Origin of the sequence: Streptomyces sp. 2A115 (assembly GCF_052245575.1) — a bacterium.
Taxonomy (GTDB): domain Bacteria; phylum Actinomycetota; class Actinomycetes; order Streptomycetales; family Streptomycetaceae; genus Streptomyces.
The window spans coordinates 86,856-112,304 of sequence record NZ_JBQQCG010000021.1 but is presented as its reverse complement, the minus strand read 5'-3'; the positions used below and the strand labels follow the sequence as shown (position 1 = coordinate 112,304).

20 protein-coding genes, 1 tRNA gene and 1 pseudogene are annotated in these 25,449 nt (G+C 70.2%); 16 read left to right on the top strand and 6 right to left on the bottom strand.

The window, feature by feature from the left end:
- Positions 1 to 122: 122 nt before the first annotated feature.
- On the top strand, positions 123 to 317 hold the full coding sequence (locus ACTWQR_RS20285) for a DUF397 domain-containing protein (protein ID WP_443228519.1): 195 nt from the start codon (positions 123 to 125) through the stop codon (positions 315 to 317).
- 142 nt (positions 318 to 459) lie between these two features.
- Here the strand turns inward: ACTWQR_RS20285 and ACTWQR_RS20280 are convergent, their stop codons facing one another.
- Positions 460 to 1,983, bottom strand: coding sequence for a helix-turn-helix domain-containing protein (locus ACTWQR_RS20280; RefSeq protein ID WP_443228541.1), 1,524 nt, complete (start codon positions 1,981 to 1,983; stop codon positions 460 to 462).
- A 288-nt stretch (positions 1,984 to 2,271) separates the two neighbouring features.
- Here ACTWQR_RS20280 and ACTWQR_RS20275 point away from each other — a divergent pair, with 288 nt between their 5' ends.
- Both ACTWQR_RS20275 and ACTWQR_RS20270 read left to right on the top strand, forming a co-directional pair.
- Positions 2,272 to 2,754 (top strand): DUF485 domain-containing protein, encoded by a 483-nt coding sequence (locus tag ACTWQR_RS20275; protein ID WP_443228518.1) that lies wholly within the window; start codon positions 2,272 to 2,274, stop codon positions 2,752 to 2,754.
- 26 nt (positions 2,755 to 2,780) lie between these two features.
- On the top strand, positions 2,781 to 4,361 hold the full coding sequence (locus ACTWQR_RS20270) for a sodium/solute symporter (protein ID WP_443228540.1): 1,581 nt from the start codon (positions 2,781 to 2,783) through the stop codon (positions 4,359 to 4,361).
- 190 nt (positions 4,362 to 4,551) lie between these two features.
- Here ACTWQR_RS20270 and ACTWQR_RS20265 read toward each other — a convergent pair whose 3' ends face one another.
- The 3 genes from ACTWQR_RS20265 to ACTWQR_RS20255 all read right to left on the bottom strand — a co-directional run bounded on the left by ACTWQR_RS20265 (position 4,552) and on the right by ACTWQR_RS20255 (position 9,555).
- On the bottom strand, positions 4,552 to 5,439 hold the full coding sequence (locus ACTWQR_RS20265) for a cellulose-binding protein (protein WP_443228517.1): 888 nt from the start codon (positions 5,437 to 5,439) through the stop codon (positions 4,552 to 4,554).
- 164 nt (positions 5,440 to 5,603) lie between these two features.
- On the bottom strand, positions 5,604 to 8,552 hold the full coding sequence (locus tag ACTWQR_RS20260) for an SUKH-4 family immunity protein (RefSeq protein ID WP_443228516.1): 2,949 nt from the start codon (positions 8,550 to 8,552) through the stop codon (positions 5,604 to 5,606).
- A 7-nt stretch (positions 8,553 to 8,559) separates the two neighbouring features.
- Complete coding sequence (locus tag ACTWQR_RS20255) at positions 8,560 to 9,555, bottom strand: SMI1/KNR4 family protein (RefSeq protein ID WP_443228515.1); 996 nt, start codon at positions 9,553 to 9,555, stop codon at positions 8,560 to 8,562.
- 270 nt (positions 9,556 to 9,825) lie between these two features.
- On the opposite strand from ACTWQR_RS20255, the gene ACTWQR_RS20250 reads away from it, so the two are divergent.
- Complete coding sequence (locus ACTWQR_RS20250; protein ID WP_443228514.1) at positions 9,826 to 10,329, top strand: YwqJ-related putative deaminase; 504 nt, start codon at positions 9,826 to 9,828, stop codon at positions 10,327 to 10,329.
- Positions 10,330 to 10,404: 75 nt separating this feature from the next.
- The gene (locus ACTWQR_RS20245) at positions 10,405 to 10,899 is read left to right on the top strand and encodes an SUKH-3 domain-containing protein (protein WP_443228513.1); all 495 of its coding nucleotides are present in this window, start codon (positions 10,405 to 10,407) and stop codon (positions 10,897 to 10,899) included.
- Between the two features lie 603 nt (positions 10,900 to 11,502).
- On the opposite strand, the gene ACTWQR_RS20240 is transcribed toward ACTWQR_RS20245, so the two are convergent.
- Positions 11,503 to 12,867: a sensor histidine kinase gene (locus ACTWQR_RS20240; protein ID WP_443228512.1), complete on the bottom strand. Its 1,365-nt coding sequence runs from the start codon at positions 12,865 to 12,867 to the stop codon at positions 11,503 to 11,505.
- A 167-nt stretch (positions 12,868 to 13,034) separates the two neighbouring features.
- On the opposite strand from ACTWQR_RS20240, the pseudogene ACTWQR_RS20235 reads away from it, so the two are divergent.
- The 8 genes and pseudogenes from ACTWQR_RS20235 to ACTWQR_RS20200 all read left to right on the top strand — a co-directional run bounded on the left by ACTWQR_RS20235 (position 13,035) and on the right by ACTWQR_RS20200 (position 19,863).
- A pseudogene (locus ACTWQR_RS20235) lies at positions 13,035 to 13,909 on the top strand (hypothetical protein).
- Between the two features lie 11 nt (positions 13,910 to 13,920).
- Positions 13,921 to 13,991: transfer RNA gene (locus ACTWQR_RS20230), tRNA-Gln, on the top strand.
- A gap of 112 nt (positions 13,992 to 14,103) precedes the next feature.
- Complete coding sequence (gene glmU, locus ACTWQR_RS20225; RefSeq protein WP_443228511.1) at positions 14,104 to 15,552, top strand: bifunctional UDP-N-acetylglucosamine diphosphorylase/glucosamine-1-phosphate N-acetyltransferase GlmU; 1,449 nt, start codon at positions 14,104 to 14,106, stop codon at positions 15,550 to 15,552.
- A 158-nt stretch (positions 15,553 to 15,710) separates the two neighbouring features.
- Positions 15,711 to 16,682: a ribose-phosphate diphosphokinase gene (locus ACTWQR_RS20220; RefSeq protein ID WP_443228510.1), complete on the top strand. Its 972-nt coding sequence runs from the start codon at positions 15,711 to 15,713 to the stop codon at positions 16,680 to 16,682.
- Positions 16,683 to 16,949: 267 nt separating this feature from the next.
- Complete coding sequence (locus ACTWQR_RS20215) at positions 16,950 to 17,537, top strand: 50S ribosomal protein L25/general stress protein Ctc (RefSeq protein WP_443228509.1); 588 nt, start codon at positions 16,950 to 16,952, stop codon at positions 17,535 to 17,537.
- 123 nt (positions 17,538 to 17,660) lie between these two features.
- Positions 17,661 to 18,278 carry an aminoacyl-tRNA hydrolase gene (gene pth, locus ACTWQR_RS20210; protein ID WP_443228508.1) on the top strand — a complete coding sequence of 206 codons (618 nt, stop codon included), beginning with the start codon at positions 17,661 to 17,663 and terminating at the stop codon, positions 18,276 to 18,278.
- Between the two features lie 150 nt (positions 18,279 to 18,428).
- A complete protein-coding gene (locus tag ACTWQR_RS20205) occupies positions 18,429 to 18,914 on the top strand; it encodes a hypothetical protein (protein ID WP_443228507.1) in 486 nt (161 codons plus the stop codon).
- A gap of 223 nt (positions 18,915 to 19,137) precedes the next feature.
- On the top strand, positions 19,138 to 19,863 hold the full coding sequence (locus ACTWQR_RS20200; RefSeq protein WP_443228506.1) for an LPXTG cell wall anchor domain-containing protein: 726 nt from the start codon (positions 19,138 to 19,140) through the stop codon (positions 19,861 to 19,863).
- A gap of 102 nt (positions 19,864 to 19,965) precedes the next feature.
- On the opposite strand, the gene ppc is transcribed toward ACTWQR_RS20200, so the two are convergent.
- Positions 19,966 to 22,698: a phosphoenolpyruvate carboxylase gene (gene ppc, locus ACTWQR_RS20195; RefSeq protein WP_443228505.1), complete on the bottom strand. Its 2,733-nt coding sequence runs from the start codon at positions 22,696 to 22,698 to the stop codon at positions 19,966 to 19,968.
- A gap of 314 nt (positions 22,699 to 23,012) precedes the next feature.
- Here ppc and ACTWQR_RS20190 point away from each other — a divergent pair, with 314 nt between their 5' ends.
- From ACTWQR_RS20190 to ACTWQR_RS20180, 3 genes are all read left to right on the top strand, one after another.
- Positions 23,013 to 24,023: an acyl-CoA desaturase gene (locus ACTWQR_RS20190; protein WP_443228504.1), complete on the top strand. Its 1,011-nt coding sequence runs from the start codon at positions 23,013 to 23,015 to the stop codon at positions 24,021 to 24,023.
- Positions 24,020 to 24,697: a TetR family transcriptional regulator gene (locus ACTWQR_RS20185; RefSeq protein WP_443228503.1), complete on the top strand. Its 678-nt coding sequence runs from the start codon at positions 24,020 to 24,022 to the stop codon at positions 24,695 to 24,697. The genes ACTWQR_RS20190 and ACTWQR_RS20185 overlap by 4 nt, the downstream gene beginning before the upstream one ends.
- A 112-nt stretch (positions 24,698 to 24,809) precedes the next feature.
- On the top strand, positions 24,810 to 25,433 hold the full coding sequence (locus ACTWQR_RS20180; protein WP_443228502.1) for a Uma2 family endonuclease: 624 nt from the start codon (positions 24,810 to 24,812) through the stop codon (positions 25,431 to 25,433).
- Positions 25,434 to 25,449: the final 16 nt, after the last annotated feature.

The window sequence follows — 25,449 nt, the reverse complement described above, 5'->3', positions numbered from 1 at the left end:
CTGGTTCGCCGCACTCTTCCCCCTGCGATCTTAAATTTTGATGAGTGTTTCTTGGTCGACAGGGAGATTAACGGTTCGAACGTGACGCCCGTGAACTCAAGTTGTTCACATTTTGATCACAAGTGATCAAGGAATCGCGCAAGTTGACGGAGGTAACACTCGACGTCAATGCAGGCGCATGGCGCAAATCGAGCCACAGCGGCGGCGGCAGCAACTGCCTCGAAGTGAACGACTCCCCCGCCATCACCTTCTCCGCCCCCGCCTGGTCGGCCGCATTGCCACCCTCGGGGAAACCAGGCACTGGGCGCGCCCCATAAGGGGCACGGGGAACTGCGCGACCAGCCCCAACCGGCCCGCACCCAAAAAAACCGCCCAACCCGCGGAGCGCCCCGCGGCGAATGACCTCCCCCGTGGGCCATTCGCCGCGGCATCCCCCGCCCCTCCCCCACCAAGGGCACGCTAAGAGGCAACGTCCGCCGGAGACCACCGTGCACGGTGGCCAGATTCGTCCGTCGGGTGTGCACGGTGTCCAGCCGCCACGCCATCCGCCACGCGCAGGGCGTGGACGAGGTCGTGGACGCCCGACGCGGTCGTCAGGAGGTCACGGTTGAGGAGGAGTTCGGCGGCGCGGAGGTGAGCCCGGACGGTGTTGCGGCTCAGGCCGAGGCGCGCGGCCGTCCGCTGGGCGTCGGTGTTGGCGTCGATCCAGGTCTCCACGGTGAGGTGGAGGTTGCGGTGGCGGGTTTCGTGGAGGGGGCGGAGGAAGCTTTCCGCCCAGGCGGTCGCGGGCGCCGTACGGAGAAGTTCTCCGAGGGGCGGCGCGGCCTGCCGGCCGGTTTCGTCCGGATCGAGTTGAGGGCCCATGAGGGACAGGGCCAGGTCCAGCGTGGCGCGAGTGCGTACGTCACCGAGGTCCAGCCCCAGAGCCTCCTCCGCCCGCCGGCAGTGGACCGCGACGGTGGTGCGGCTGATCTGCAGCAGGCGGGCCACGGCGGACCGGGGGAACGTCACGGCCAGACGAGTGATGTCCACGGTGGGCTTGGGAACGGCGTGCAGCGGCTCCAGGAAGGCGCGCGCCCAGGTCACGGCGGCCCGGCGGGGCAGCAGGTGGACCAGGGAGGGCTGACCGCGGTAGACGCCCAGCCGCTCCTGGGAGTTGCGGGCGACGGCCAGCGCGTTCAGGGCCTCACCGTAGGCATCGGCCGTGGCGGCAAGCGGATGGGGCCTGCTGACGCCCACCGCGTACCCGGGATTCTCCCGGACCAGCCGCCGCAGCACCTCTCCTCGCTGGAAGCGACCGGCGGGCTCCACGTCCTCGGCGATCGGGCAGATCAGGTGCTCCTTGAACGCCGGGCAGTGCACCATCAGGCCCGGCCCGTGGTAGCCCGAGGCGTCCAGGTAGGTCCTGGCCAGCCGGTCACGGTCGGCGGGCGGGCAGTGCAGCACGTGGACCCGTACGCGCTCCGCGTCCAGCAGCGGCGGGACGTCACCCGTGGTCATCCGCCTGGCCATCGTGACGTCCCCGGCCAGCAGCGCGGTCAGCACCGCGAACCGCAGTTGCCGTGCCTTCTGCTCATACTCGCGTGAGCTGTCGTCGGCCACCGACGCCTTTCCCAGCAGCTCAAGGAGACCGCCGGCCTGTGATGCCAGCGCCGCCGCCTCCCGCGACAGCGCCGAGGCGCTGACGGTCACCAGCACCGGACGCGGCTCGCGTACGCCGAAGGCCTCGAGGTGCACCTCCAGTTCGCCGACGCGCGCCATGGCCGCGGCCAGCCGCCCGTCGGCCAGGCGCTCGAGCTGCTCCCTCAGCGTCCCCACGAGCTCTCCGGGAAACTCCGCCGTCGCCGCCTGGACCGCGCCCCGGCACCCGACCCAGGCGGCCTCGGCCCCGATCCGCGGCCCGAGCCACCGCAGCACCTCCCCTGGGTCGCCGTGCCGCCGCACCACCCGCAGCAGCTCGTCGAGATACTCCCCGCGTTCCATCGTCCCCACAGCCGCACCCACCTTCCCAGGGCCACAACCGCCGCGACCGCCGTCCTACAGCGGAACCCTACGGGGTGTCCGTGAACGCGAGTTGTTCACGTTTGCTCCCACAGGGCCGACGGACCTCGCGGGTTAACGGGGGTAACACCCGAGGTCAGCGAAGTAAGCGCATACCGACCAGCCAGTTTGCCGAAACGGCTCCACATCCAGCCACCTCCGACTAGCGTGCCTCGTCACCCCCCGCTCCCTGCGGTCCGCACGGACCCGAGCCACGCAAGGAGAACCGGGATGTCCTACAACACGTCCCCGTCCCACCCAGTTCCGCCGCACAATCCGCCATACGTCCCACCGCCCAATTCCTCGCCCTCCTCGCCCTCCTCGCCCTCGTACCTGACTTACCCCTGGGCACCACAACAGCCGGAACCCGAACCCTCGAGACCACCGCGCCATCGGCACGCCGCACTCGGGCACCACAGCGACATCCGGGTCCTGCGCACCGCGTACCGCTGGCAGCGGCGCGTGGCGACGCTGACCGCGCTGGGCTACTTCACGCTCTTTCTGATCCTGTCCGCGGCCGCGCCGTCGTTCATGACGGGCGAGGTGACGAAGGGCCTGCCCGTCGGACTGCTGCTCGGCCTGATCCAGGTGCCCGTCACCTGCGTGGCGATCGCGCTGTACGAGTACACGGCCCGCCGGGGCGTCGACCCGATCGCCGAACGAATAAGGAAGCAGGCCGAGTTGGACACCAAGCGGGCGGAGACCGGCCGGTGACCGGCTTCAGCAGTTCCGCCCAGGCGATGTCACTCGTGGCGTTCACCGTCATCGCCACCATCACGCTGCTGCTGTGCGTGATGACCGGCCCCGACCGGGACGACCTGGACGAGTTCTACACCGGCTACAGCTCGCTCTCCCCCATGCGCAACGGCCTTGCCATCGCGGGCGACTACATCTCCGCGGCGACCGTCCTCGGCACGGGCGGAGTGATCGCGCTCTTCGGGTACGACGGGGTCGTACTGGCCCTCAGCACCGCCCTCTCCCTCATGCTGCTGATGTTCCTGCTGGCCGAACCGCTGCGGAACGCGGGCCGGTTCACCATGGGCGACGCGCTGGCTCGGCGCATGCCGGGACGGGCCGTACGGATCACGGCGTGCGCGGCGACGCTGGCCGCGCTGATGCCGATAATGCTCGTCCAACTCGCCGGTACCGGCGATCTGTTGGCATTCATCCTCGGATTCTCGAACGACGGCCTGAAGACGGGCTGCATCATCGGGCTCGGCGCGCTGATGATCAGTTACGCGGCGATCGGCGGCATGAAGGGCACCGCGCTGATCCAGATCATGAAGATCGTGATGCTGCTGGGCTCCGGCGCCGTCATCGCCGTACTCATCCTGGCCAAGTTCGACTGGAACCTCGGCGGCCTCTTCGACGCCGCGGCGAAGAGCAGCGAGGCGGGACCGGCCTTCCTGAACTCGGGACTTCAGTTCGCGGGCGGCCCCAACCCCAGCCTGGACATGATCAGTTCACAGCTGACGGTGGTGTTGGGCGGCGCCTGTCTGCCGCACATCACCATGCGCATGTACACGGCGGGCAGTGCTCGTGAGGTACGCCGGTCGATGTCCTGGGCGGTGCCGGCCGTGGCGGTGTTCGTGCTGATCATCACGGTCGTGGGCTTCGGTGCGACGGCGCTGATCGGGCGGGACGCGATCGCGGCGGCGGACCCGCAGGGGAACACGGCGTATCTAATGGGCTCCCGGGCCGCGTTCGGGACGGACGTGTCGACCGCCGAGACGCTCCTCTTCACCACCGTCACGGCGGCGATCTTCCTGACGGTGCTCGCGTCGGTCGCCGGGATGATCCTCGCCTGCGCCAACTCGCTCGCGCATGACGTGTTCGCGCACGGCAAGCGGCAGCCTTCGCCGCGACGGGAGATGACGCTGGCGCGGGCGTCCGCGGTGGCGGTCGGTGTCCCGGCGATTCTGCTGGCCACACTTGTCCAGCACCACAGCTTGCAGCCGTTGGTCACGCTGTCGTTCTGTCTGGGTGCCTCGGCGATCGCGCCCGCGCTGGTCTACAGCCTCTTCTGGCGGCGTTACACGCGTGCCGGGCTGATGTGCACGCTCATTGGGGGCTCGGTCAGCACGCTCGTGTTGATGACCGGTACGAATCTCGTCTCCGGGTCGCCCATTTCCGCGTTTCCCGGCTACGACTTCACCTGGTTTCCGTTCACCACGACGGGGATCGTGTCCATTCCGCTGGGGTTCGCCTTTGGGTGGCTGGGGACGATGGCCTCCGGCCGGGGGCAGGCGGAGGAGCAGCGGAAGCAGTACGAGGCGGTGGAGGGGTGGATTTTGGCGGGGGTTGTGCGGAAGGGGAGTTAGGGCGGGGGAGGTCGGCTGGGGTTGGTGTGTGGGTGCGGGTTGGTTCGGGCTGGTCTCGCCCACGCGGCGGAGCCGCAAATTGTCACAGCCCCGCGCCCCCTGCGGGGCGCCAAGGCCGGTTTGCTGTCTGCGGGTTGGCTTGGGTTGCTCGCGCCGTTCCCGCGCCCCTTGCGGGGCGGGGCTTGGCTGGTTACTCCGCTGCCGCCTGGCCCGTCAAGGCGGTCAGGCTGCTGCGTACGTGGTCCATGTGGGCCTGTACGTCGTCCCACTCCGTGCCGTGTTCGCGCAGGATCCGCTCCGTCTCGCGTGCGATGCGGTCCTCTTGCACCCGTGCCTCGGCGAGGAGTTCGGCGGCGCGGGCCTCGGCGTCCTCCTGGAGGTGGCGGGCGGACTCGTGGGCCTCGGCGAGGGCGCGTTCGGCCTCTGTCACGGCCGCTTCCGCGTGTGCGGCCCGCTCCTCGTGGCGGGCGTCGAGGGCGGCCTCCCGTTCCTCGGTCTCGCGGGTGACCTTCTCCCAGCGTTCGGCGTGCTCCTTCTCCTGCTCGGCGAGGAGCGTCTCGCTGCGCCGCCGGGTCTCGCGCAGCGCGGCGAGCGCCTCGCCGCGGCTCTCCTTCACCTCGCGCCGCGCGCCGATCCGCATCTCGTCGGCCTCGGCCTGCGCGGCGAGCAGCCGGTGCCGGGCCCGCTCGTCGGCCTCGTCGCGCACCGCGTCGGCATCCGCCCGCGCGGCTTCCCGTACGAGTCCGGCGGCCGCCTCCGCCTCCTCCACGACCCGCCGAGCCTCCTGCCGCGCGCTCTCGCGCACCTCCTCGGCCTCCTCCTCCCCCAGCTCGTAGATCTGCCGGGCACGGTCGCCGAGCGTCTCGTACGTCTGCGGGGCGAGCCGCGACACGGCCTCGCGCAGCCGCTCCGACTCCGCCTCCATCTCCCTGGCCAGTACGGTCAGCCGGGCGGCCCGCTCCCAGGCGGCGTCGCGCCCCGCCGAGAGCTCCGCGGCGTACGCGTCGACCTGCTCAGGACGGTAACCGCGCCCCCGTACGGCCTCGAAGCCCTGAGGCGACACCGATGCGCTGCTCATCCTCGAATCCCCTCACGACGTACAAAACCGATGTGGCGCACATCTTGGTGGATCAGACGGAAGTGTGCATAACGCGACACTCCGCACACAAAGAGGTCGGGGACACAAAGAGGTCGGGCCCGGTCAACCGACCGGGCCCGACCCTCGCGCTCAGTGACTCGACGTCAGAGCAAACCGTCCCACATCTGCTCGAGCAGCACCGACCACCAGCTCTCCGGGGACCCGAGGGCCACCGGGTCGAGGGCGGCGAGCTGCGCCTGGAAGTCGACGGTCCAACGGCCCGCCTGCTCCTGGTTGAGTCCGAAGCGAAGACGCCACATACGGCCCAGCAGAGCGAGACTGCGGGCGAACTCGGGCAGCCCCGAGTTGACGAACTGCGGCGGTACGGGCGCACCGCCCGGCCCCGCCTCCACGGGCACCGCGACGATGTTCGCCGTCCCGTACTGGACACAGATCGCCTTGCCGAAGTCACTGCCCATGACGAGGTACGAGCCCGCGTCCGAGGCCGGCTGCACACCGCGCTCCTGCGCCAGTTCCGCGAGCGTCGGCACGGGGCGCCCCGGCTGGGCCTGCGCCCAGAAGAACGGGTTCATGTCGACCGGCAGCCCGGCCACCACCAGGGTGTGCGCCACGATCGGCGGTACGCCCTGCCGGGACACCGCGGCCTGGTCGAACCGGAAGAGGCCCGGCCCGAACGCCGCCGCCAGCTCCTGCCCGATCGCCTCCGGCGGGATCGGCGGCGCGGGCTGCACCGGCGGCAGCGGCGTCCGTACGGGCCCGGGACGTGCCGGACCATCGGCCACTTGGTGCAACTCGCCCTGGTGCGCGAGCAGTTGAGCCATGCCCTGCTGACGGCTCGCGTGGTCCGTGCCGTACGGGGCGATGCTCGTGATGCGTGCCTGCGGCCAGCTCTCCCGGATCATCCGCGCGCAGTACGCACCCGGCAGCTCGCACGACTCCAGCTCCGTGTGCAGCTCGAGCACCTGCTGCGGCGGCACGTTCATCGCACGCAGCTCGTGCAGGATCTGCCACTCCGGGTGCGGCGTGCCCGGCGCGGACCGCCGGATGAGCTGCTGCTCGGACCCGTCCTGGGCGCGGTAGCGGAGTACGGCCTGGTAGCCCGGGCCGACCGTGGGCTTGCCCTGCTGGGGATAGCCGTAGGCCGGGGGCGGAGGTTGCTGACCGGGGAAGGGCTGCCCCGGAAAGGGCTGCTGGCCGGGCGGCGGCGTCGGTTGGGGGGCGGGCATACCCGGAGCACCGGGGCCCTGGGGCGGCGGGGGCATGCCCGGGCCTCCCCCCGGGGGACCGGACAGCATGGTTTCGGCGTGGTGGACGGCACCGGGGGTGCCGGGCACTACGCCGGGTCCTCCAGCGCTGCCCGGAGCACCGGGAGCGCCTGGAGGTTGAGGTGCGCCGGGACCGCCGACCGGGGGCCCGGACAGCATCGTCGCGGCGTGGTGGACGCCACCGGCGGGCGTACGGCCCGGAGGGTTGGGGGCGCCGGGAGCACCGGGAGGCTGCGGGGAGCCGGGGGCACCCGGAGCCGGTGGAGCACCCGGAGTGCCGGGCGGGCTCGGGGGCTTGGGCGCACCGGGTGCGTTCGGGTCGGCGAACACGGTCGCGGCGTGGTGAACACCACCGGGCGGCGTACCGCCCGGCGAGCCGGGGGCACCGGGCGGCTGCGGAGCACCGGGCCCACCAGCCTGGCCGGGACCGCCGGGCTGACCGGGCGCACCGGGACCCGGCCCCTGCGGCCCGTCGGGACCGATCTGGGAGACGAGTTGCGTCGGCACGTACCCGCCCGCCGGAGTGCCCGGCGCACCGGGCCCGGACGGCGGAGCCGTACCTCCCGGCCGCGCGCCCGGAGTTCCGGGCGCACCGGGCGGAGGCGGCGTGCCGGGCGCTGCGGCACCACGCGCGCCACGCGGCGGCGCCTGCGCCTTGCTGGTCGCGGCGTCGGCGATGTCACCGGCATGAGGCGCCAACGGCCGCCCGGGCGGACCCGAACCGGCGGGCGGCTGCGGGGCGTTGGGTGCGGCGGGCGGCTGCGGGGTGCCGTACGAGGGTGCGGCGGGGGCACCCGGCGGCGGGGTACCGGCACCAGGCCCCTGCGGGTAGCCGTATGAAGGAGAGGGAGCACCGGGCGGCGGCGTACCCGGAGCACCACCGGGCCCCTGCGGATAGCCGTACGAAGAAGGGGCACCGGGCGGCGGCGTACCAGGCGCACCCGGCCCCTGGGGCCCACCCGGGAACTGCGGCGGGTTCTGCCCGTCCACCGCGGGCGTGACTGCCGTAGGCGGAAGCCCACTGCCGCCCGAGATCAGCTTGGTCTTGGCCTCCGGGGGCGCCTCGGGCGGCGGCGCGCTCCCCTCGTCGAACTCACTGAGCTGCGGAGCGAACACCGTCGCGGGCAGCGGCACGGAACGGTCGTCGCCCGTCTCGGCGTTGGTGTCGGTCCCGGCCCACGGAGTCGCCCCGGCGGCATCCCCACCGGCGGCCGGCCACGCTGTACCGCCACCGGGAGCGGAAGGCGCCCCCGGCCCGGACGGCGAACCGGCCCCCGGCCTCGAGTCCACCACGGGACCCCGCATCGTCTCAGGGAGCGAACCCCCGCTCCCGCCAGCCCCATTGGCGGGGGCCGCATCGGCAGGCGCACCGGCGGCCGCGGCCGGACGAGAATCCGCGGCCGGACGAGATCCGGCCCCGTCCGACGCTCCCGCCTCTTCCCTCCGGTCCGGAATCCCCATCCGGTCCGCCGCCTCCTGGAGCCACTCCGGAGGAGTCAGCAGGAACGACGTCTGGTTGAGGTCGACGCGCGCGGGAGGCGCGGGCGCCGGATCGGGCGCCGCGTCCGGCAGCCCGTATTCCTCCTCGTACCGGCGGATCACCTCACCCACCGGCAGCGAGGGCCACAGCGTGGCCTCCCCGCTGTCGCGTGCGAGGACGAGCCGCTGCGCTCCGCCGTCGGAGCGCGGACCGTCGGCTCGGTCCTCGGCCCACACCACGAAACCGAGTTCGAACTCCCGCACCCGCACCTCACGGTGCTGGTAACCGGGCACATCCCCGTTGATCCACTCTTCAGCGCGCTCCTGCGCCTGCGCGAAGGTCACCATCGGACGCTCACTCCCCCACCGAAGACACTGCGGACACCGGCACCGCCCGCGCGAAGCCGCCGTCCACCATCAGGTTCGCCACCGTCTCCAGCTCGGGCGGATTGCCCGCGAGCCTGGACAGGAACTGGTCGAAGTCGTCACCACAGGGCAACAGCAGCCGCTGCACGCGCTCGGCGGGCGGCCACGCGTCCTGGTCACGGGCGTCGTCGTACGCGCAGAACCAGACCGACCCGAGCCGCTCGCCCTTCACCTTCACCGCGAGCAGCCCGCCCTGCGCGAACCCGACTCCCAGGTAATCCTTGGTGAGATGGTCCCGCAGGCACTTGTTGACGTACACGAGGTCGTTGACGGCGGCCTCCTCGCGCACGGTGAAGAACGGCTGATCCACCAACAGCCCCAACTCGGCGTCGAGCGCGGCACCGACGGGCGCGCACCCACCGGCCACCTTCAAGAAGGACCGATACGCACCCGGCAGCCGATAGCCGAGATCCTCCTCGACCCCCAGCACCTGCTGCTCGGTCACCGCGACCGACGACTTCGGCAACCCGAAGTGCGTGGGCCGGGTCTCCTGCAACGGCCGGGTCCCCCGCTTGTTCTGGTCGACGGCGGCCGTGGCCAGCCCACCGTGATGCCGCAGCAACGCCTTCACCTCGACCGGCACCAACTCCAGTCGCCGCGTGCCGGGTACGTGATGCCAGGTCCAGCCGTGCGGAGTGGCCACCGCCGGAATGGTGTCCCACAGGTCGTGTCCGGCCGCCGCCATCGCCGCGTTCGCGGACACATAGTCCGTCAACCGCAGCTCATCGACACCGAATCCCTCGGGTGGCTCGGCGATCTCCGCGGCGGCACGCGCATAGAGCGAGAAGTCGGGATAGCCGTGCTCGTCGATCCGTACACCTCTCGGGTGACGGGCCGCCCGGACCGGGTCCGGGAAATGCACGACCTGCCCGGCGTAGGCCGCGTTCGGCGGCGCGGCTTGCTGCCCGAGCCGACCTGTCGTCATGGCGGTTGCCCCCTGCGGCGTTCTGTTGGATCGCGGATATCGACAGCCTATGCGGTTGAACGACACCGGTCACCGGGCCTCCGGTTCCGTACCGGCCAACAGGCCTCCGGTTCCGTGACCTGCCGTCATCGCGCCGTGACGGTGCGACGAAGACCTCGCGTGTCGCACCGCCCCAGCTTCCCCACCAGGCACGGAGTTTGGCACTCTGTCCGAGCACCGGGGCGGTGACATCAGCGGCTGCCGCCGCGGGGCCGGGGAGGGAACACGACAATGAACGCTACGCAGACAGGCACGTCAGGGGACCCCAGAGTCGGCTGGAGCAGCGCCGAAACGGCCCCCGCTCCCACCCTCCTCCACCGCCGCGACGGGATACTCCCGACCATCGCCGCCGCCCTCTCGGTACGAGGCGCGACGCTCACCGGCACAGCGGCCCGAGGCGACCAGCAACCACCGCTCCACCCTCTCGTCCGGGACTTCCTCGACACGTTGACGAGCGGCCAGCGCGACCGCTTCACCGGCCGCTGCGCAGAAGTGATTCTCATCTCCCGCCACATCAGCGCGGTGGACGCGGCCCGCTCCAAACGGGCCGCACGAAAACCCATGACCAACGGCGAGGCCCGCAGATCGCTCAAACAGGCCAAACTCACGGCCCGCCGCATCCGCGAGGACGGCGACCCGCTCCACGGCAGCTTCGCGCCCCCCTGCCGCTCCTGCACGGCACTCAGCGCCCACTTCGGCGTACGCGTCGTCGACCCGGCGAACGCCGACGAATAGGCCTCCGCCGAACAGGAGGACAAACCAAGCCCACCGCAGCCACAACGCCAGCCGCAGCTCGATGAACGAAGGCCGATGCAAACCGACCGCACCTCCACGACCCGCTTTTCCGCCCCGGTCGACGCAGCCCTCCGCTCCGCCGGATGGCAGCCGGGCCGCTGGGACATAAAGCAGGCCGAGTTCTGGGCGGACGCCCTGCGCGGGCACGAGTCCCCCGCCGGCCACCACCACGCCGTGTTCCCGGCGGCGGTAGAGGCATGGGCGGAGTTCGGCGGCCTCCACATCCCCGCCACGGCCCCCGGCCGCCAGATCGCCCCGTCCCCCCTCCACCTGGACCCGCTCCACGGCCTCCACATGGCCCGCACCCTCTCCGACCTGGGCCGAGCCCTGGACACCGAAGTGGCCCCCCTGGGCGAGGAGTCCGACACCCGAGCACTCCTGGCCGTCGACACAGAGGGCCGCGTCTACACCCTCGATCACACAGGCGACTGGTACCTGGGCCCAACCATCGACGAGGCCCTGACAGCCCTCGTAGCAGGCCTGGAACCCACCCGCCTGACGGCCCCCTGAGCACACCCGAACGCAATCACCTCGCGCCCAGTCGCCACGTATCCGGAACCGCACCCCCACCGGCGGCGGCGAGCCGCAACGCACCCGCCCCCGTCCCCCCACCGGCGGCCAGCCACGACCCAAGGCGGGAGTGGTCATGCCCCCACGCGGCCGCAGCCCGCGACTCGACCCGGGGACGGGACCACCCCCATGCCTCACCGACGGCCAGCCGCAACCCAAGGCGGGGGTGTCATGCCTCACGCGGCCGCAGCCGCGACCCAGCCCCGGGCCGGTCGCGTGCCCCCACCCGGCCGCAGCCCGCGACCCAGCCCCGGGACGGTCATGCCCCCACGCACCCGCAGCCAGAACCCAACCCCGGGGACGACCAAGCCCCCACACACCCGCAGCCGCGACTCAACCCGGGGGCGGGGCCGTGCCGGTACGTCATGCCCGTCGCACAGAGCTCCTACAAACAAGGAACCACTGTCCAAGCGAACAGCCGTAAGCCCGGCGAGCGACGGGCAGACGTACCGGCACGGCCCCGCCCCCACCACCCACACACCGCAGGCGCCCCGCGCAGCCCCCGCCCCGACGCCTCGACGCCCGGCCCGACCCGCCCCCGGCTCAGCCCTCCGCCGGAATCACAGCCGACACCCGAAAACCCCCCGAATCCGTAGGCCCGGACACAAACACCCCACCAAGCCCGGCAACCCGCTCCTTCATCCCCAGCAGCCCATTCCCCCCACTGGGCAAGCGGGCGGCCCCCGCGGCCGCCACCTCCGGCGGAGGCCCGTTCTCCACCTGCATGGCGATCTCCGACACCCGATGCGCCAACCGCACCCGCGTCTTCGCCCCCGCCGCGTGCTTGTGGACGTTCGTCAAAGCCTCCTGCACCACCCGATAGGCGGTCTGCTCCACCGCAGCCGCATACGACCGCGGATCCCCCTCCACAGACAGATCAACGACCATCCCGGCGGCAGCGGACTGCCCGACCAACTCCTCCAGATCGTCGAGACAGGGCCCCTCACCCCCGTCCTCGTCAGCGGCCCGAGAAGCCGCCGCAGCCGCAGCCGCCCCCACCGCCGCGAGCGGCACAGGCTGCATCCGAACCGCCGCCGATGACGAGGTAGACGCAGAAGAAGGAGCAGAGGCAGAAGAAGACGCCCCCTCCCCCGTACGCAGAACCCCCAACATCTCCCGCAACTCAGTCAACGCCTGCCGCCCCATGTCCCCCACCAGCGACGCGTTCCGAACGGCCTTCTCAGGATCCTTCCGGGCCACGGCCTGCAAGGCAGCCGCATGCACGACCATCAGACTCACCCGGTGGGCGACGACGTCATGCATCTCACGAGCGATCCGCGTCCGCTCCTCGTTGCGAGCCCACTCCGCCCGCTCCTCCGCCCGCTCGGCGAGCAACTGCAACTCCCGCTCAAGGGAGTCGGCCCGCTCCCGCAGGCTCTCCATCAGCCGCCGCCGCGCCCCCACGTACAGCCCGAGCAGAATCGGCGGCGCGGTCATCCCCAGCGAGGTCGTGATGGACACGAACGGAACGAACCAGTCCCCCACCTCCGCCAGCTCACCGCGCCCCATCCCCTGGTGCGCCCGCACATACGTGACGATGAGCATCCCGACCATCGACATGCCGGCGAGCGCCCCGATGATCCGCCGCGGCATCTCGGACGCGGCGAGCGTGTAAAGCCCGACGAGCCCCATCAGGAACCCCATTTGGGCGGGTGTGATGGCAATCGAAACAAGAACAACGGCGATGGGCCACTTCCGCCGCACCAGCAGAACGGACCCCGCGACCACCCCGAAAATCATCCCCACAGGCACCGCGAGCCCCGCGGCATCCGCGAACGGCATCCCCTCGATCGCACATTCCACCGCGGACACCAGCGCGAGGCTCCCGTCGAGCACCGCACTGCGCCGCCTCGCCCACCACCACGGCCCGGTCAGGGTCGCGGAGTGGTCTTCCCCCGTCGTGGTCATGCCTCCAGCCTACGATTGCGAGGTGCCGCTTTTCCGGTGAGTTTCGCGTACTGGCCTACACCACTCGCCGTAATCGAACAGATGCGAAACCGGCTGGTATCCCTCGAACTGCTGAATCGCCCACCGTTCGACCCTGGAAGCCCGTATTCCCCCTGGACGATATGTCCATGGCACACGCACAAGGCAAGTACACGGACTTCGAGGGGCTGCGAGAGCGGGCGATCGCCTTGCGGCAGGCAGGACTCAGTCGCCGCCAGATCCGCGACCGGCTTTTCGTCGACAACAACGACATTCTCAACCGCCTCCTGGAGGGCGAGCCGGCTCCCGAATGGACGAAGCGACCCAACGCGAAGGACGACCTGAGGGACAAGGCGAGAGAGCTCCGATTGCAAGGCTGGACCTACGACCAGATCCAGGTGGAACTGGGCTGCTCGAAGAGCTCGATTTCCCTGTGGGTACGGGACCTACCGAAGCCCGAGCGCCGGGCCCCTGCCGAGCAAGCGAAGCTGGCGGCGCGGAAGCGGTGGGATCACGAACTGGCAGTTCGGGACGAGGAACGGCGGCGCACGAAGGCAACGGCGGCAGCAGACATCGGCGCCCTGTCCGATCGAGAACTGTTCCTTCTGGGCGTCGGGTTGTACTGGGCCGAGGGCACCAAGGACAAACCGTACGACCGGCGAGAGAACGTCACCTTCGTCAACAGCGACCCGGGAATGATCGAGATCTTCCTCCGCTGGCTCGACCTCCTCGGAGTGGAACGCGATCGCGTGCGCTACTCCGTCATGATCCACGAGACTGCCGACGTGGCGGGCGCCGAAAGCTACTGGGCGGACCTCGTCGGCGCCGACAGCAGAGCGTTCAACAAGACGACCGCGTCAAGAAGCACAACCCCAAGACCGTCCGTAAGAACGTGGGCGAGGCCTACCGCGGCTGCCTGGTGATCAAGGTTCACCAGAGCGCAGATCTCTACTGTCGCATCGAAGGCGCCTGGTACGGCATAGTGTTGTCCGCGCGCAATGCCGGTCGACCAACTCGGACATAGCGCACATGCCATCCCGGGTCGTCTAATGGCAGGACAAATGGTTTTGGTCCATTGAATGAGGGTTCGATTCCTTCCCCGGGAGCATGACAAGAGCGGGGCCCGACAGCCAAGTCGGGCCCCGCTCACATTTCCCCCTCACAACGCCCCGGTATCCTGCGGATGTCCCCACCCGTCCAAAGCCGAAGGGCATCCCCGTGAGCGCCAACCGCCCGGCAGCCGTCGTCGTCCTTGCAGCGGGTGAGGGCACCCGTATGAAGTCGGCCACACCCAAGGTCCTGCACGACATCTGTGGCCGCTCCCTCGTGGGCCATGTACTCGCCGCCGCACGCGAGTTGGAGCCCGAGCACCTGGTAGTGGTCGTCGGCCACGCCCGCGAGCAGGTCACCGCGCACCTGGCGGAGACCGCCCCGGGCGTACGTACGGCCGTGCAGGCGGAGCAGAACGGCACGGGCCACGCCGTCCGCATGGGCCTCGAAGAGCTGGGCGGCCCCGTCGACGGCACGGTCGTGGTCGTCTGCGGAGACACCCCCCTCCTCAGCGGCGAGACCCTCCGCGGGCTCGCGGCGACCCACACCGCCGACGGCAACGCCGTCACCGTGCTCACCGCCGAGGTCCCGGACGCCACCGGCTACGGCCGCATCGTGCGCGAGAACGTCTCCGGCGCCGTGACCGCGATCGTCGAGCACAAGGACGCCACCGAGTCCCAGCGCGCGATCCTCGAGATCAACTCCGGTGTCTTCGCCTTCGACGGGCAGCTGCTCGCGGACGCCCTCGGCAAGGTCCGTACGGACAACAGCCAGGGCGAGGAGTACCTGACGGACGTCCTCGGCATCCTCCGGGAGGCCGGGCACCGCGTCGGCGCCTCGGTGGCCGGGGACCACCGCGAGATCGCCGGCATCAACAACCGAGTCCAGCTCTCCGAGGCCCGCCGCATCCTCAACGACCGGCTGCTGGAGCGCGCGATGCTCGCCGGCGTGACCGTCATCGACCCGGCCTCGACCTGGATCGACGTCACCGTCACCTTCGAGCAGGACGCGATCGTGCACCCGGGGACGCAGCTCCAGGGCGCCACGCATCTCGCCGAGGGCGCCGAGGTCGGCCCCAACACCCGCCTGAAGAACACGAACGTGGGCGCCGGGGCACGGGTCGACAACACCGTGGCCGACAGCGCCGAGGTCGGCCCGCAGGCGAACGTGGGTCCGTACGCGTATCTCCGTCCCGGCACCCGCCTCGGGCTGAAGGCCAAGGTGGGTACGTACGTGGAGACGAAGAACGCGACGATCGGCGAGGGCACGAAGATCCCGCACCTCTCCTACGTCGGCGACGCGACCATCGGTGAGCACACGAACATCGGCGCGGCCAGCGTCTTCGTGAACTACGACGGCAAGGAGAAGCACCACACCACGGTCGGCTCGCACTGCCGGACGGGCTCGGACAACATGTTTGTGGCTCCTGTCACCATTGGAGACGGCGCGTACACCGCGGCGGGCTCGGTCATCACGAAGGACGTGCCGCCCGGTTCGCTGGCCGTGGCCCGGGGCCAGCAGCGGAATATCGAGGGCTGGGTGGCCCGGAAGCGGCCGGGGAGCGCGGCCGCGAAAGCGGCGGAGGTCGCCGCCGGGGAGCCGGCCGGCGAAAGCTGACCGGAAAGCGCCGCTTCCGACTCGGCGTACCGTGATAGATGCACACCCGCACACCCAGCTGAGACCCCATCTCAAACACCCCTGAGACCACATCTCAACACCCAGCTGAGACATCTCTGATCAACGCCCAGCTGAGAAACCCCTGAGGAGACAGTGCTGTGACCGGGATCAAGACGACCGGCGAGAAGAAGATGATGTTCTTCTCCGGCCGCGCTCACCCCGAGCTTGCCCAGGAGATCGCCCACCAGCTGGGTGTCGGGGTCGTCCCGACGAAGGCCTTCGACTTCGCGAACGGTGAGATCTATGTCCGCTACGAGGAGTCGGCCCGCGGCGCCGACTGCTTCCTGATCCAGAGCCACACGGCCCCGATCAACAAATGGGTCATGGAACAGCTGATCATGATCGACGCTCTGAAGCGGGCCTCCGCTCGGAGCATCACCGTGATTGTGCCGTTCTACGGTTACGCCCGTCAGGACAAGAAGCACCGCGGACGTGAACCGATTTCGGCGCGTCTGATCGCCGACATGATGAAGACGGCCGGCGCCGACCGCATCCTGACGGTCGATCTGCACACCGACCAGATCCAGGGCTTCTTCGACGGCCCGGTCGACCACCTCTTCGCGCTGCCGATCCTGGCGGACTACGTGGGCACGAAGGTCGACCGCACGAAGCTGACGGTCGTCTCCCCTGACGCCGGCCGCGTGCGCGTCGCCGACCGCTGGTGCGACCGCCTGGGCGCGCCGCTGGCGATCGTGCACAAGCGTCGTGACAAGGACGTCGCGAACCAGGTCACCGTCCACGAGGTCGTCGGTGACGTCGAGGGCCGCGTCTGCGTCCTGGTCGACGACATGATCGACACCGGTGGGACGATCTGTGCGGCCGCGGACGCGCTGTTCGCGCACGGCGCGGAGGACGTCATCGTGACGGCCACGCACGGTGTGCTCTCCGGCCCGGCCGCGGACCGTCTGAAGAACTCCAAGGTCAGCGAGTTCATCTTCACGAACACGCTGCCCACCCCCGGTGAGCTGCAGCTCGACAAGATCACGGTGCTCTCGATCGCTCCGACGGTCGCGAGCGCGGTACGCGAGGTCTTCGAGGACGGCTCGGTGACCAGCCTCTTCGACGAGTAGCGGCCCCGGGTCCGGTGGCTGGGTCTGAACTACCGGTAGCTGGGTCTGAACTAGCAGGGTTTGGTAGCCGGCTCTGGTAGTCGGCTCTGGTAGTCGGCTCTGGTAGATCGATTTCTTGTACGGCCTCTCCGCCGCGTAAGCTGTCACAGTTGCTCGGCGAGGGAGGCCGCACTCTTTGGGTGTGGCGGTCCGTTATCGACGCGCTCTTCGTAGCAGGCCGATTGTTTGGCCGGGTGACCATCTTCCCCACGTACTACGAGGAGTGACATGGCCGACGTCAGGCTCGCCGCCGAGACCCGTAACGAGTTCGGCAAGGGCGCCGCGCGCCGCATCCGCCGCGAGAACAAGGTTCCCGGCGTTCTGTACGGCCACGGTGCCGACCCCGTCCACATCAAGCTGCCGGGCCACGAGCTGCAGCTCGCCCTGCGTACCCCGAACGTCCTGCTCTCCCTGGACATCGAGGGCAAGACCAACCTCGCGATCCCGAAGGCCGTCCAGCGTGACGCCATCAAGGGCTTCCTGGAGCACGTGGACCTGCTGCTGGTCCGCAGCGGCGAGAAGGTCAACGTCGAGATCTACGTCCACACCGAGGGCGACCTGGCTCCGGGTGCCTACCTGGTCGAGCACGTGCTGAACGCGCTGCCCGTCGAGGCCGAGGCCACGCACATCCCCGAGTCGGTCACCGTCTCCATCGAGGGCCTGGCGGCCGGCGACTCCATCCTCGCCAAGGACGTCCCGCTCCCCGAGGGCACCACGCTGGCCATCGACGAGGACGCGGTCGTCCTCCAGGTGCTGGCCGCGCAGGCCGAGGAGGCCGCGGGCGAGGGCGAGGGCGGCGAGTCCGCCGAGGCCTGATCCCGCACCGCATCATCGTTCGCAGGCCGCCGCTCCCGAGGGAGCGGCGGCCTGCGCGTATCCGCTGATCAAGGACAGTTGGTCAGAGGACAGCCGGTCAAGGACACTGCTGTTCAAGGACACATGGGAGACACGGACGTGACCACGGCCACGGAACCAGGCGCGCCCTGGCTGATCGTGGGGCTCGGCAACCCCGGCCCCGACTACGCCATGAACCGCCACAACGTGGGCTTCATGGTGGCCGACCTCCTCGCCGGACGGATCGGCGGCAAGTTCAAGCGGGCCGGCAAGGCACAGGCCCAGGTGATCGAGGGCCGCATCGGCCCGCCCGGTCCGGGCAGCCGCCGCGTGATCCTGGCCAAGCCGATGTCGTACATGAACCTCTCGGGCGGCCCGGTCACGGCCCTGCGCGACTTCTACAAGGTGCCGACCGCCCACATCGTCGCCGTCCACGACGAACTCGACATCGACTACGGCGTGTTGCGGCTGAAGCTCGGCGGCGGCGACAACGGGCACAACGGCCTCAAGTCCATGACCAAGGCGATGGGTCCCGACTACCACCGGGTGCGGTTCGGGATCGGGCGCCCCCCGGGGCGTATGCAGGTGGCCGACTTCGTGCTGAAGGACTTCTCCGCCGCGGAGCGCAAGGAGCTGGACTACTTCGTCGACCGTGCGGCGGACTCGGTGGAGAGCCTGGTCATCGACGGGCTGGAGCGGGCGCAGTCGTCGTACAACTCGTGAGTCCGGCCACCGCGAGGCCGACCATCGTGAGGCTGGCCACCCGGGACGCCGAACAGGTCCGTACAACACGGGACTTGTCCGACCGCCGGAGCCCTTCCGAAGCCCTGCCGGAGTTGACCGAGCACAGGGCCATGGCCAAGGATCACCGCCATGCCTGCCCTCACCTCCCGCCAGAACACGTTCGCGGCGCTGCGGTTCGGGCGGCTCGCGGCGATGGGGACGATCGCGGCGCTGCTCCTGATCGCGGGCGTCTGGGCCTCCTGGGGGACCGCCCAGCACGTGATGCTCACCAAGGGCCGCGAGCGCGGCACGATGACGGTCACGCGATGCGCCGACGACCGGTGCACGGGCCCGTACCGGCCCACGTCGGAGGGGTACACCCCACGCGACCGGGTCGTCCTCGACAGCGAGGTCGCGGTGGAGAAGGGCCGGACGTACACCGTCGCCGTGAAGCCCGGCAGCGACGAGGTCGTCCGCACCGGCCCCGGCGGACTCCTCTACGCCTGGGTCCCGCTGGGCGGCGCGCTCCTGCTCGCCTCGATGGTGGTCGCGGGCGGACTGCGGCTGACCCGGCTCGCCTGGGCCCTCGGCGGCGCGGGATTGACGCTGGTCACGGCCGCTTTCGTGGCTCTCTGACGACTCCGCGGCGGCTCTTCGACGGTTCTCCGACGGCTCCCTGTACGGCTGCACGTCCGGGGAAAATCCGTACGTTCTCTGATCGTTATCCCGGACTGTTGGGGCGATACGTAACGCATGGCGCACAGGGGGCGTTCTGCCGCTTGACCCGCTGTCGGCGGAACTGGAAGCTGAGCCGCCCCCTCCACATCTTCCCGTTCCACCTCTCGAAGATGGACTGCCCATGCCTACCCTCACCCGCGCCCTCGCCACCCGCGCCCTCGCCACCCGCGCCCTCGTCGTCGGCGCCCTCGCGACGGCCGCCCTGTCGGCCGTCCCCGCCGCCCACGCCACTCCGCCCGGCGACAACGGCACCGTGAAGATCCACGACGCCGCCACCGGCGAGGAGCTCCGCAAGAACGAGCCGCACGTCTGCGCCTTCTACCTCGACGCCTTCGGCTTCGACGGCGACCAGCAGGTCGACTGGCACATCGAGTCCAGGGCCCCGACCGCCGGCGTCAAGGGCGAGACCGTGAAGTCGGGTGCGCTGACGCTCGACGCCGAGGGCCACGGCCGTACGAACGATCTGTCGCTGCCTGACGGGCACTACAAGCTGTTCTGGAACTTCGACGGCGAGAAGGGGGCCGCGAAGCACAAGGTGTTCTGGACGGACTGCGAGGGGTCCGGGGGGTCCGATGAAAGCGAGGGCTCCGAGGGGTTCGAAGAAGGCGGCGGTACACCGTCCGCCGTGCCCGCCTCGCCCTCGGACACGGACGGCGAGTCGGAGGCCGAGCCGTCCTCATCCGCTTCTGACGGGGCCGCGGGCCCGTCCGCCCAGGGCAGCGGCGGCGTCGACCTCGCCGAGACCGGCAGCGGCGCCCCCGTCGGCATCCTCACCGCAGCCGCGGCCGCGCTGCTCGGCGCGGGCGGCTACCTGGTGTTCCGCCGCCGGAAGGCCAACCAGGACTGATCTCCCGGCCCAGCTCGCGAACGAACGGTGCCCCCGTGCTCGTACGCAGGATGTACGAGCACAGGGGCACCGCCATATGTCCGGCGGAAGTCCGTGCAGCGATCAGCCGGTGTTGCGCAGCCCAGCCGCCACACCGTTGACCGTCAGGAGCAGCGCCCGCGCCAGCAGCGGGTCCGGCTCGGCGCCGGCCGCGGCCGCGTCGCGCTGGCGCTTGAGGAGGGCGACCTGGAGGTACGAGATCGGGTCGAGGTAGGCGTCGCGGACGGTGAAGGTCTGCCTCAACACCGGGTGGGCGTCGAGGAGTTCACGCTCGCCGGTGATGCGCAGGACCTCGCGCACAGTCAGCTCGTGCTCGGCCTGGATGGTGGCGAAGACGTGCTTCAGGTCGTCGGGGACCAGCGTCTCGACGTAGTGGCTCGCGATCCGCAGGTCCGTCTTGGCGAGGGTCATCTCGACGTTGGACACGAAGTTGCGGAAGAAGTGCCACTGCTCGTGCATCTCCTCCAGCACGCTGTCCAGGCCGGCCTCGCGCAGTGCCTTCAGCCCGGAGCCGACGCCGAACCAGCCCGGCACGATCTGCCGCGACTGCGTCCAGCCGAACACCCACGGGATGGCCCGCAGCCCGTCCAGACCGGCCCCGGAATCGGGGCGGCGCGAGGGCCGCGAGCCCAGGTGCAGGTCGGCCAGCTGGTCCACGGGCGTGGCGGCGAAGAAGTACGCCGGCAGGTCGGGGTCCTCCACCAGCCGCCGGTAAGCGGCGTGGGCCGCGTCGGACACCGCGTCCATCGCCGCGTCCCAGCGGGCCAGCGCCTCGTCGGACTGGCGCGGCGCGGTGTGCAGGGCGGAGGCCTGGAGCGTGGCCGCGACGGTCAGCTCCAGGTTCTCCCGGGCGAGCGAGGGCACCAGGTACTTGTCGGAGATGACCTCGCCCTGCTCGGTCACCTTGATCTCGCCCTCCAGCGTGCCCCACGGCTGCGCGAGGATCGCGTCGTGCGAGGGGCCGCCACCGCGGCCGACGGTGCCGCCCCGGCCGTGGAAGAGACGCAGGCGTACGCCGTAGCGGTGGGCGACGTCGCGCAGGCGCCGCTGCGCCCGGTGGATCTCCCACTGCGAGGTGGTGATGCCGCCGAACTTCGACGAGTCGGAGTAGCCGAGCATGACCTCCTGCACGTCACCGCGCAGCGCGACCAGCCTCCGGTAGGAGGGGTCGGACAGCATGTCCTCCAGGATGGTGTCGGCGGCCTTCAGCTCGTCCGTCGTCTCCAGCAGCGGCACGATGCCGATCTTCGCCCAGCCCGCGTGCAGGTCGATCAGCCCGGCCTCGCGGGCCAGCACCGCCGCGGCGAACACGTCGTCCGCGCCCTGGCACATCGAGATGATGTACGACTCGACCACCTCGGGCCCGAACACCGCGAGCGCCCGCTTCACCGTCTCGAAGACCCCCAGGGTCTTCTCGCCGGCAGCGTCCAGCGGCGCCGGGGTCGGCGCGAGCGGCCGCCGGGACCGCAGCTCCTTGGCCAGCAGCTTGTACCGGTACTCGCGCGGCATGTCCTCGTAGCGCCACGACTCCTCGCCGAGCCGGTCGAAGAGCTGCCCGAGCGCGTGATGGTGGGCGTCCGCGTGCTCCCGTACGTCCATGGTGGCCAGCTGGAGTCCGAAGGCGGCGAGCGTGCGGATCGTACGGTTCATGCGGCCGTCGGCGAACAGCGCGCCCCGGTGCTCGCGCAGCGAGGTCTGGATGAGCGTGAGATCGGCCAGCAGCTCGGCCGTGCCCAGGTAGTCGTGCCCGTCCTCGTGCGGGGTCCCCTTGGCCAGGCGCTGCTTGGTGTTCTCCAGCTTCTGCCGGATGCAGGTGGCCTTGAGGCGGTAGGGCTCCTCGGCGTTGAGGCGCTTGTAGCGGGGGCTGATCCCGGGCAGTCGCTCCAGGTCCGCCTGGAGGGAGGAGAGCAGCTCCTCGGTGGCGCCCGTGTAGCGGATGGAGTTCGACAGGAAGCCGCGCAGCTCGTCGATCAGCTCCAGCGCGTCGTTGATGCCGTGCTCGTGCTGGAGGATCAGGACGTCCCAGGTGACCTGCGGGGTCACGTTCGGGTTGCCGTCGCGGTCGCCGCCGATCCAGGTGCCGAAGGTCAGCGGGCGGGTCTCGTCCGGCAGGACGACGCCGACGCGCTCCAGCTCGGCGGTGAGGTCCTCCAGGACGTCGCCGACCGCTCCCGCGTGCAGTTCGTCCAGGTAGTAGATCGCGTTGCGGGCCTCGTCGGCGGGCTCGGGGCGGACGACCCGGAGTTCGTCCGTCTGCCACACGAGGTCGATGTTCTCGGCCAGACGGGTGTCGTAGCGGCGCCGGTCGGCCTCGATGACCGAGGTCTCCAGCAGGGCGGCGATCCTGCGCAGCTTGTTCAGGACCGAGCGCCTGGCCGCCTCCGTGGGGTGGGCGGTGAAGACCGGGCGAACATTGAGGTGCTTGACGGTCTGCCGCAGGTGCTCGGGGTCGGCGTCCTTCAGCCGATCGGCCGTACGGGCCAGAAGTCCGCCCTCGGCGGCACGCCGGGCGCGCAGCTCGCGGCCGCGGTGCACCTGCTCGGTGACGTTCGCCAGGTGGAAGTACGTGGAGAAGGCGCGCACCAGCTTGGCCGCGGTCTCCAGCTCCGTCCCGCGCAACAGCTCGGCGGCGGCCTCCCCGTCCTCACGGGTCAGGCGCCGGACCCGCTCCACCAGCTCCAGGAGCTCGGGGCCCTCCTGCCGTACGAGGGTCTCGCCCAGCAGATCCCCCAGGCGGCGGATATCGGCGCGCAGCTCGCTGCTGGTTGTCGTGGTCTGGTCGTCGGCACTGCTCACAGGTGCGGCTCCTTGCAGTGTTGAAGCTCGTCTGAGGGGAACCCGTCGGGCCTGGGCGGCACGCGCCGCATAGGCACCGGGCATCCGTGGAAGTAATCAGACATCCATGGAAGTAATGAAAGCGGACCGCGCTGTCCGACGACTCCAGGATAGGTGTCCGGGCGGACGCGCAGTCTCACGACCTCTTGCCGCCGGGCGGCACGCTGCCATACTTACGACGCCGTAGGTTACGGAACCGTAGGCACGGTTTCCGGCCAGCGGCAGGCGCGATTACCGGCCACTCTCACAACCCTCGACCCCACAGGGGACGCCCCATGACCACCAGTTCCGATGTGCTCGACGACGCCCCGAAGGCGAACGACGGCACCTCAATCCCCTCCGCCACGCTGGGCGGCGAGCAGAAGCGCTCGATCGAGCAGATCACTCTTCTCCTCTTCATCACCGTCCCGTTCCTAGCACTCCTCGCCGCGGTGCCGCTGGCCTGGGGCTGGGGTGTGAGCTGGCTGGACCTCGGCCTGCTGGTCTTCATGTACTACCTCGGCTGTCACGGCATCACGATCGGCTTCCACCGCTACTTCACGCACGGCTCCTTCAAGGCCAAGCGCCCGCTACGCATCGCGCTGGCGATCGCCGGCTCGATGGCCGTGGAGGGCCCGCTGGTCCGCTGGGTCGCCGACCACCGCAAGCACCACAAGTTCTCCGACGCCGAGGGTGACCCCCACTCACCGTGGCGCTTCGGAGAGACGGTGCCGGCCCTGATGAAGGGCCTGTGGTGGGCGCACATCGCATGGATGTTCGACGAGGAGCAGACTCCGCAGGACAAGTACGCGCCGGACCTGATCAAGGACAACGCGATCCGTACGATCTCCCGCCAGTTCCTCCTCTGGGCGGGGATCTCCCTGGCACTCCCGGCGCTCGTCGGCGGCCTGGTCACGATGTCCTGGTGGGGCGCGTTCACGGGCTTCTTCTGGGGCTCGCTGGTTCGCGTGGCGCTGCTGCACCACGTCACCTGGTCGATCAACTCGATCTGCCACGCGGTGGGCAAGCGCCCCTTCAAGTCGCGTGACCGTTCGGGCAACGTGTGGTGGCTGGCCGTGCTGTCCTGCGGCGAGTCCTGGCACAACCTGCACCACGCCGACCCGACCTCCGCCCGCCACGGTGTGGAGCCAGGCCAGCTGGACTCCTCGGCCCGCATCATCCGCTGGTTCGAGAAGCTCGGCTGGGCGTACGACGTGCGCTGGCCGTCACGCTCGCGTATCGATTCCCGCCGGAACCCCGACGGGAAGGGTTCCCGACGCGAGCCGGAGACCGCCGAGGCTGCATGATTGACGGCGTGGCGACCGACTCCAGCGCATCCTCGAGCAATGAAAAACCACGGCGCGCCCGCCGTACCCGGATGACCGGTGCGGAACGCCGGGCCCAACTGCTGGAGATCGGCCGCACCCTCTTCGCCACGAAGGGGTTCGAGGCGACATCGGTGGAGGAGATCGCGGCGAAGGCCGGCGTCTCCAAGCCCGTCGTCTACGAGCACTTCGGCGGCAAGGAGGGCCTGTACGCGGTGGTGGTGGACCGTGAGATGCGCCGCCTCCTCGACATGGTGACGAGCTCCCTCACGGCAGGCCACCCCCGCGAACTGTGCGAACAGGCCGCCTTCGCCCTCCTCGACTACATCGAGGAGTACACGGACGGCTTCCGCATCCTGGTCCGTGACTCCCCGATCCCCCAGTCGACGGGCTCCTTCGCTTCGTTGATCTCCGATATCGCGACTCAGGTGGAGGACATCCTGGGCCGCGAGTTCAAGAGGCGGGGCTTCGACCCGAAGCTCGCCCCCCTGTACGCCCAGGCCCTCGTCGGCATGGTCGCCCTCACCGGCCAGTGGTGGCTGGACGTCCGCCGCCCGAAGAAGGCGGAGGTGGCGGCCCACCTGGTGAACCTGGCGTGGCACGGGCTGGACGGGCTGGAGGCGAAGCCTCGGCTGATAGGGCGCCGGAAGAGCTGAACGTGGGCCGCTCGGCGGAGTTCGTGCCGACGTCACTCTTTGTGATGACGGCGCGGAATTCCGAACGCTACGGTGAAGTAGATGGCCCAGGATCCCGTCCATGGGAGGAACCATGACTGCCGAGCCGATCGCCGAGCACGAGCCCGAGCACGGCTGCCGCTGGCCGGTGCCGCCGCAGGACGGATACACCGTGGACGACCTGTTCACGCTGCCCGACCTCCCGCCGCACACCGAGCTGATCGACGGGAGCCTTGTTTTCGTGAGTCCGCAGCGGGACTTCCACAGCACCATGATCGACCTTCTGGTGACGGGCCTACGCCGCAGTGCCCGATCCGTCCACGCGGAAGTGAAGGTCAGGCGAGAGATGACAGTCATCCTGGACCACCGCAACGGCCCCGAGCCCGATATCTCCGTCGTCCGCTCGGACGCCGTCACCGGATCGAATCAGACCCGGTTCGAGGCCGAGGGCGTCCTCCTCGCCGTCGAAGTGGTCTCCCCCGACTCCGAGTCCCGTGACCGCGACACCAAGCCCCGCAAGTACGCCGCCGCGGGCATCCCCCACTTCTGGCTGGTCGAGATGGCCGGCGGGGACCAGCACCCCGTTGTACGGGTCTACGAACTCGACCCGGTGACCAAGACGTACGCACCGACCGGCATCCACCACGACCAGCTCAAGATCAGCGCCCCGTACGACATCGACATCGACATCACACTGGACGCGCTCAAGCAGCTCTGAGCCGAACGAGGGCCGG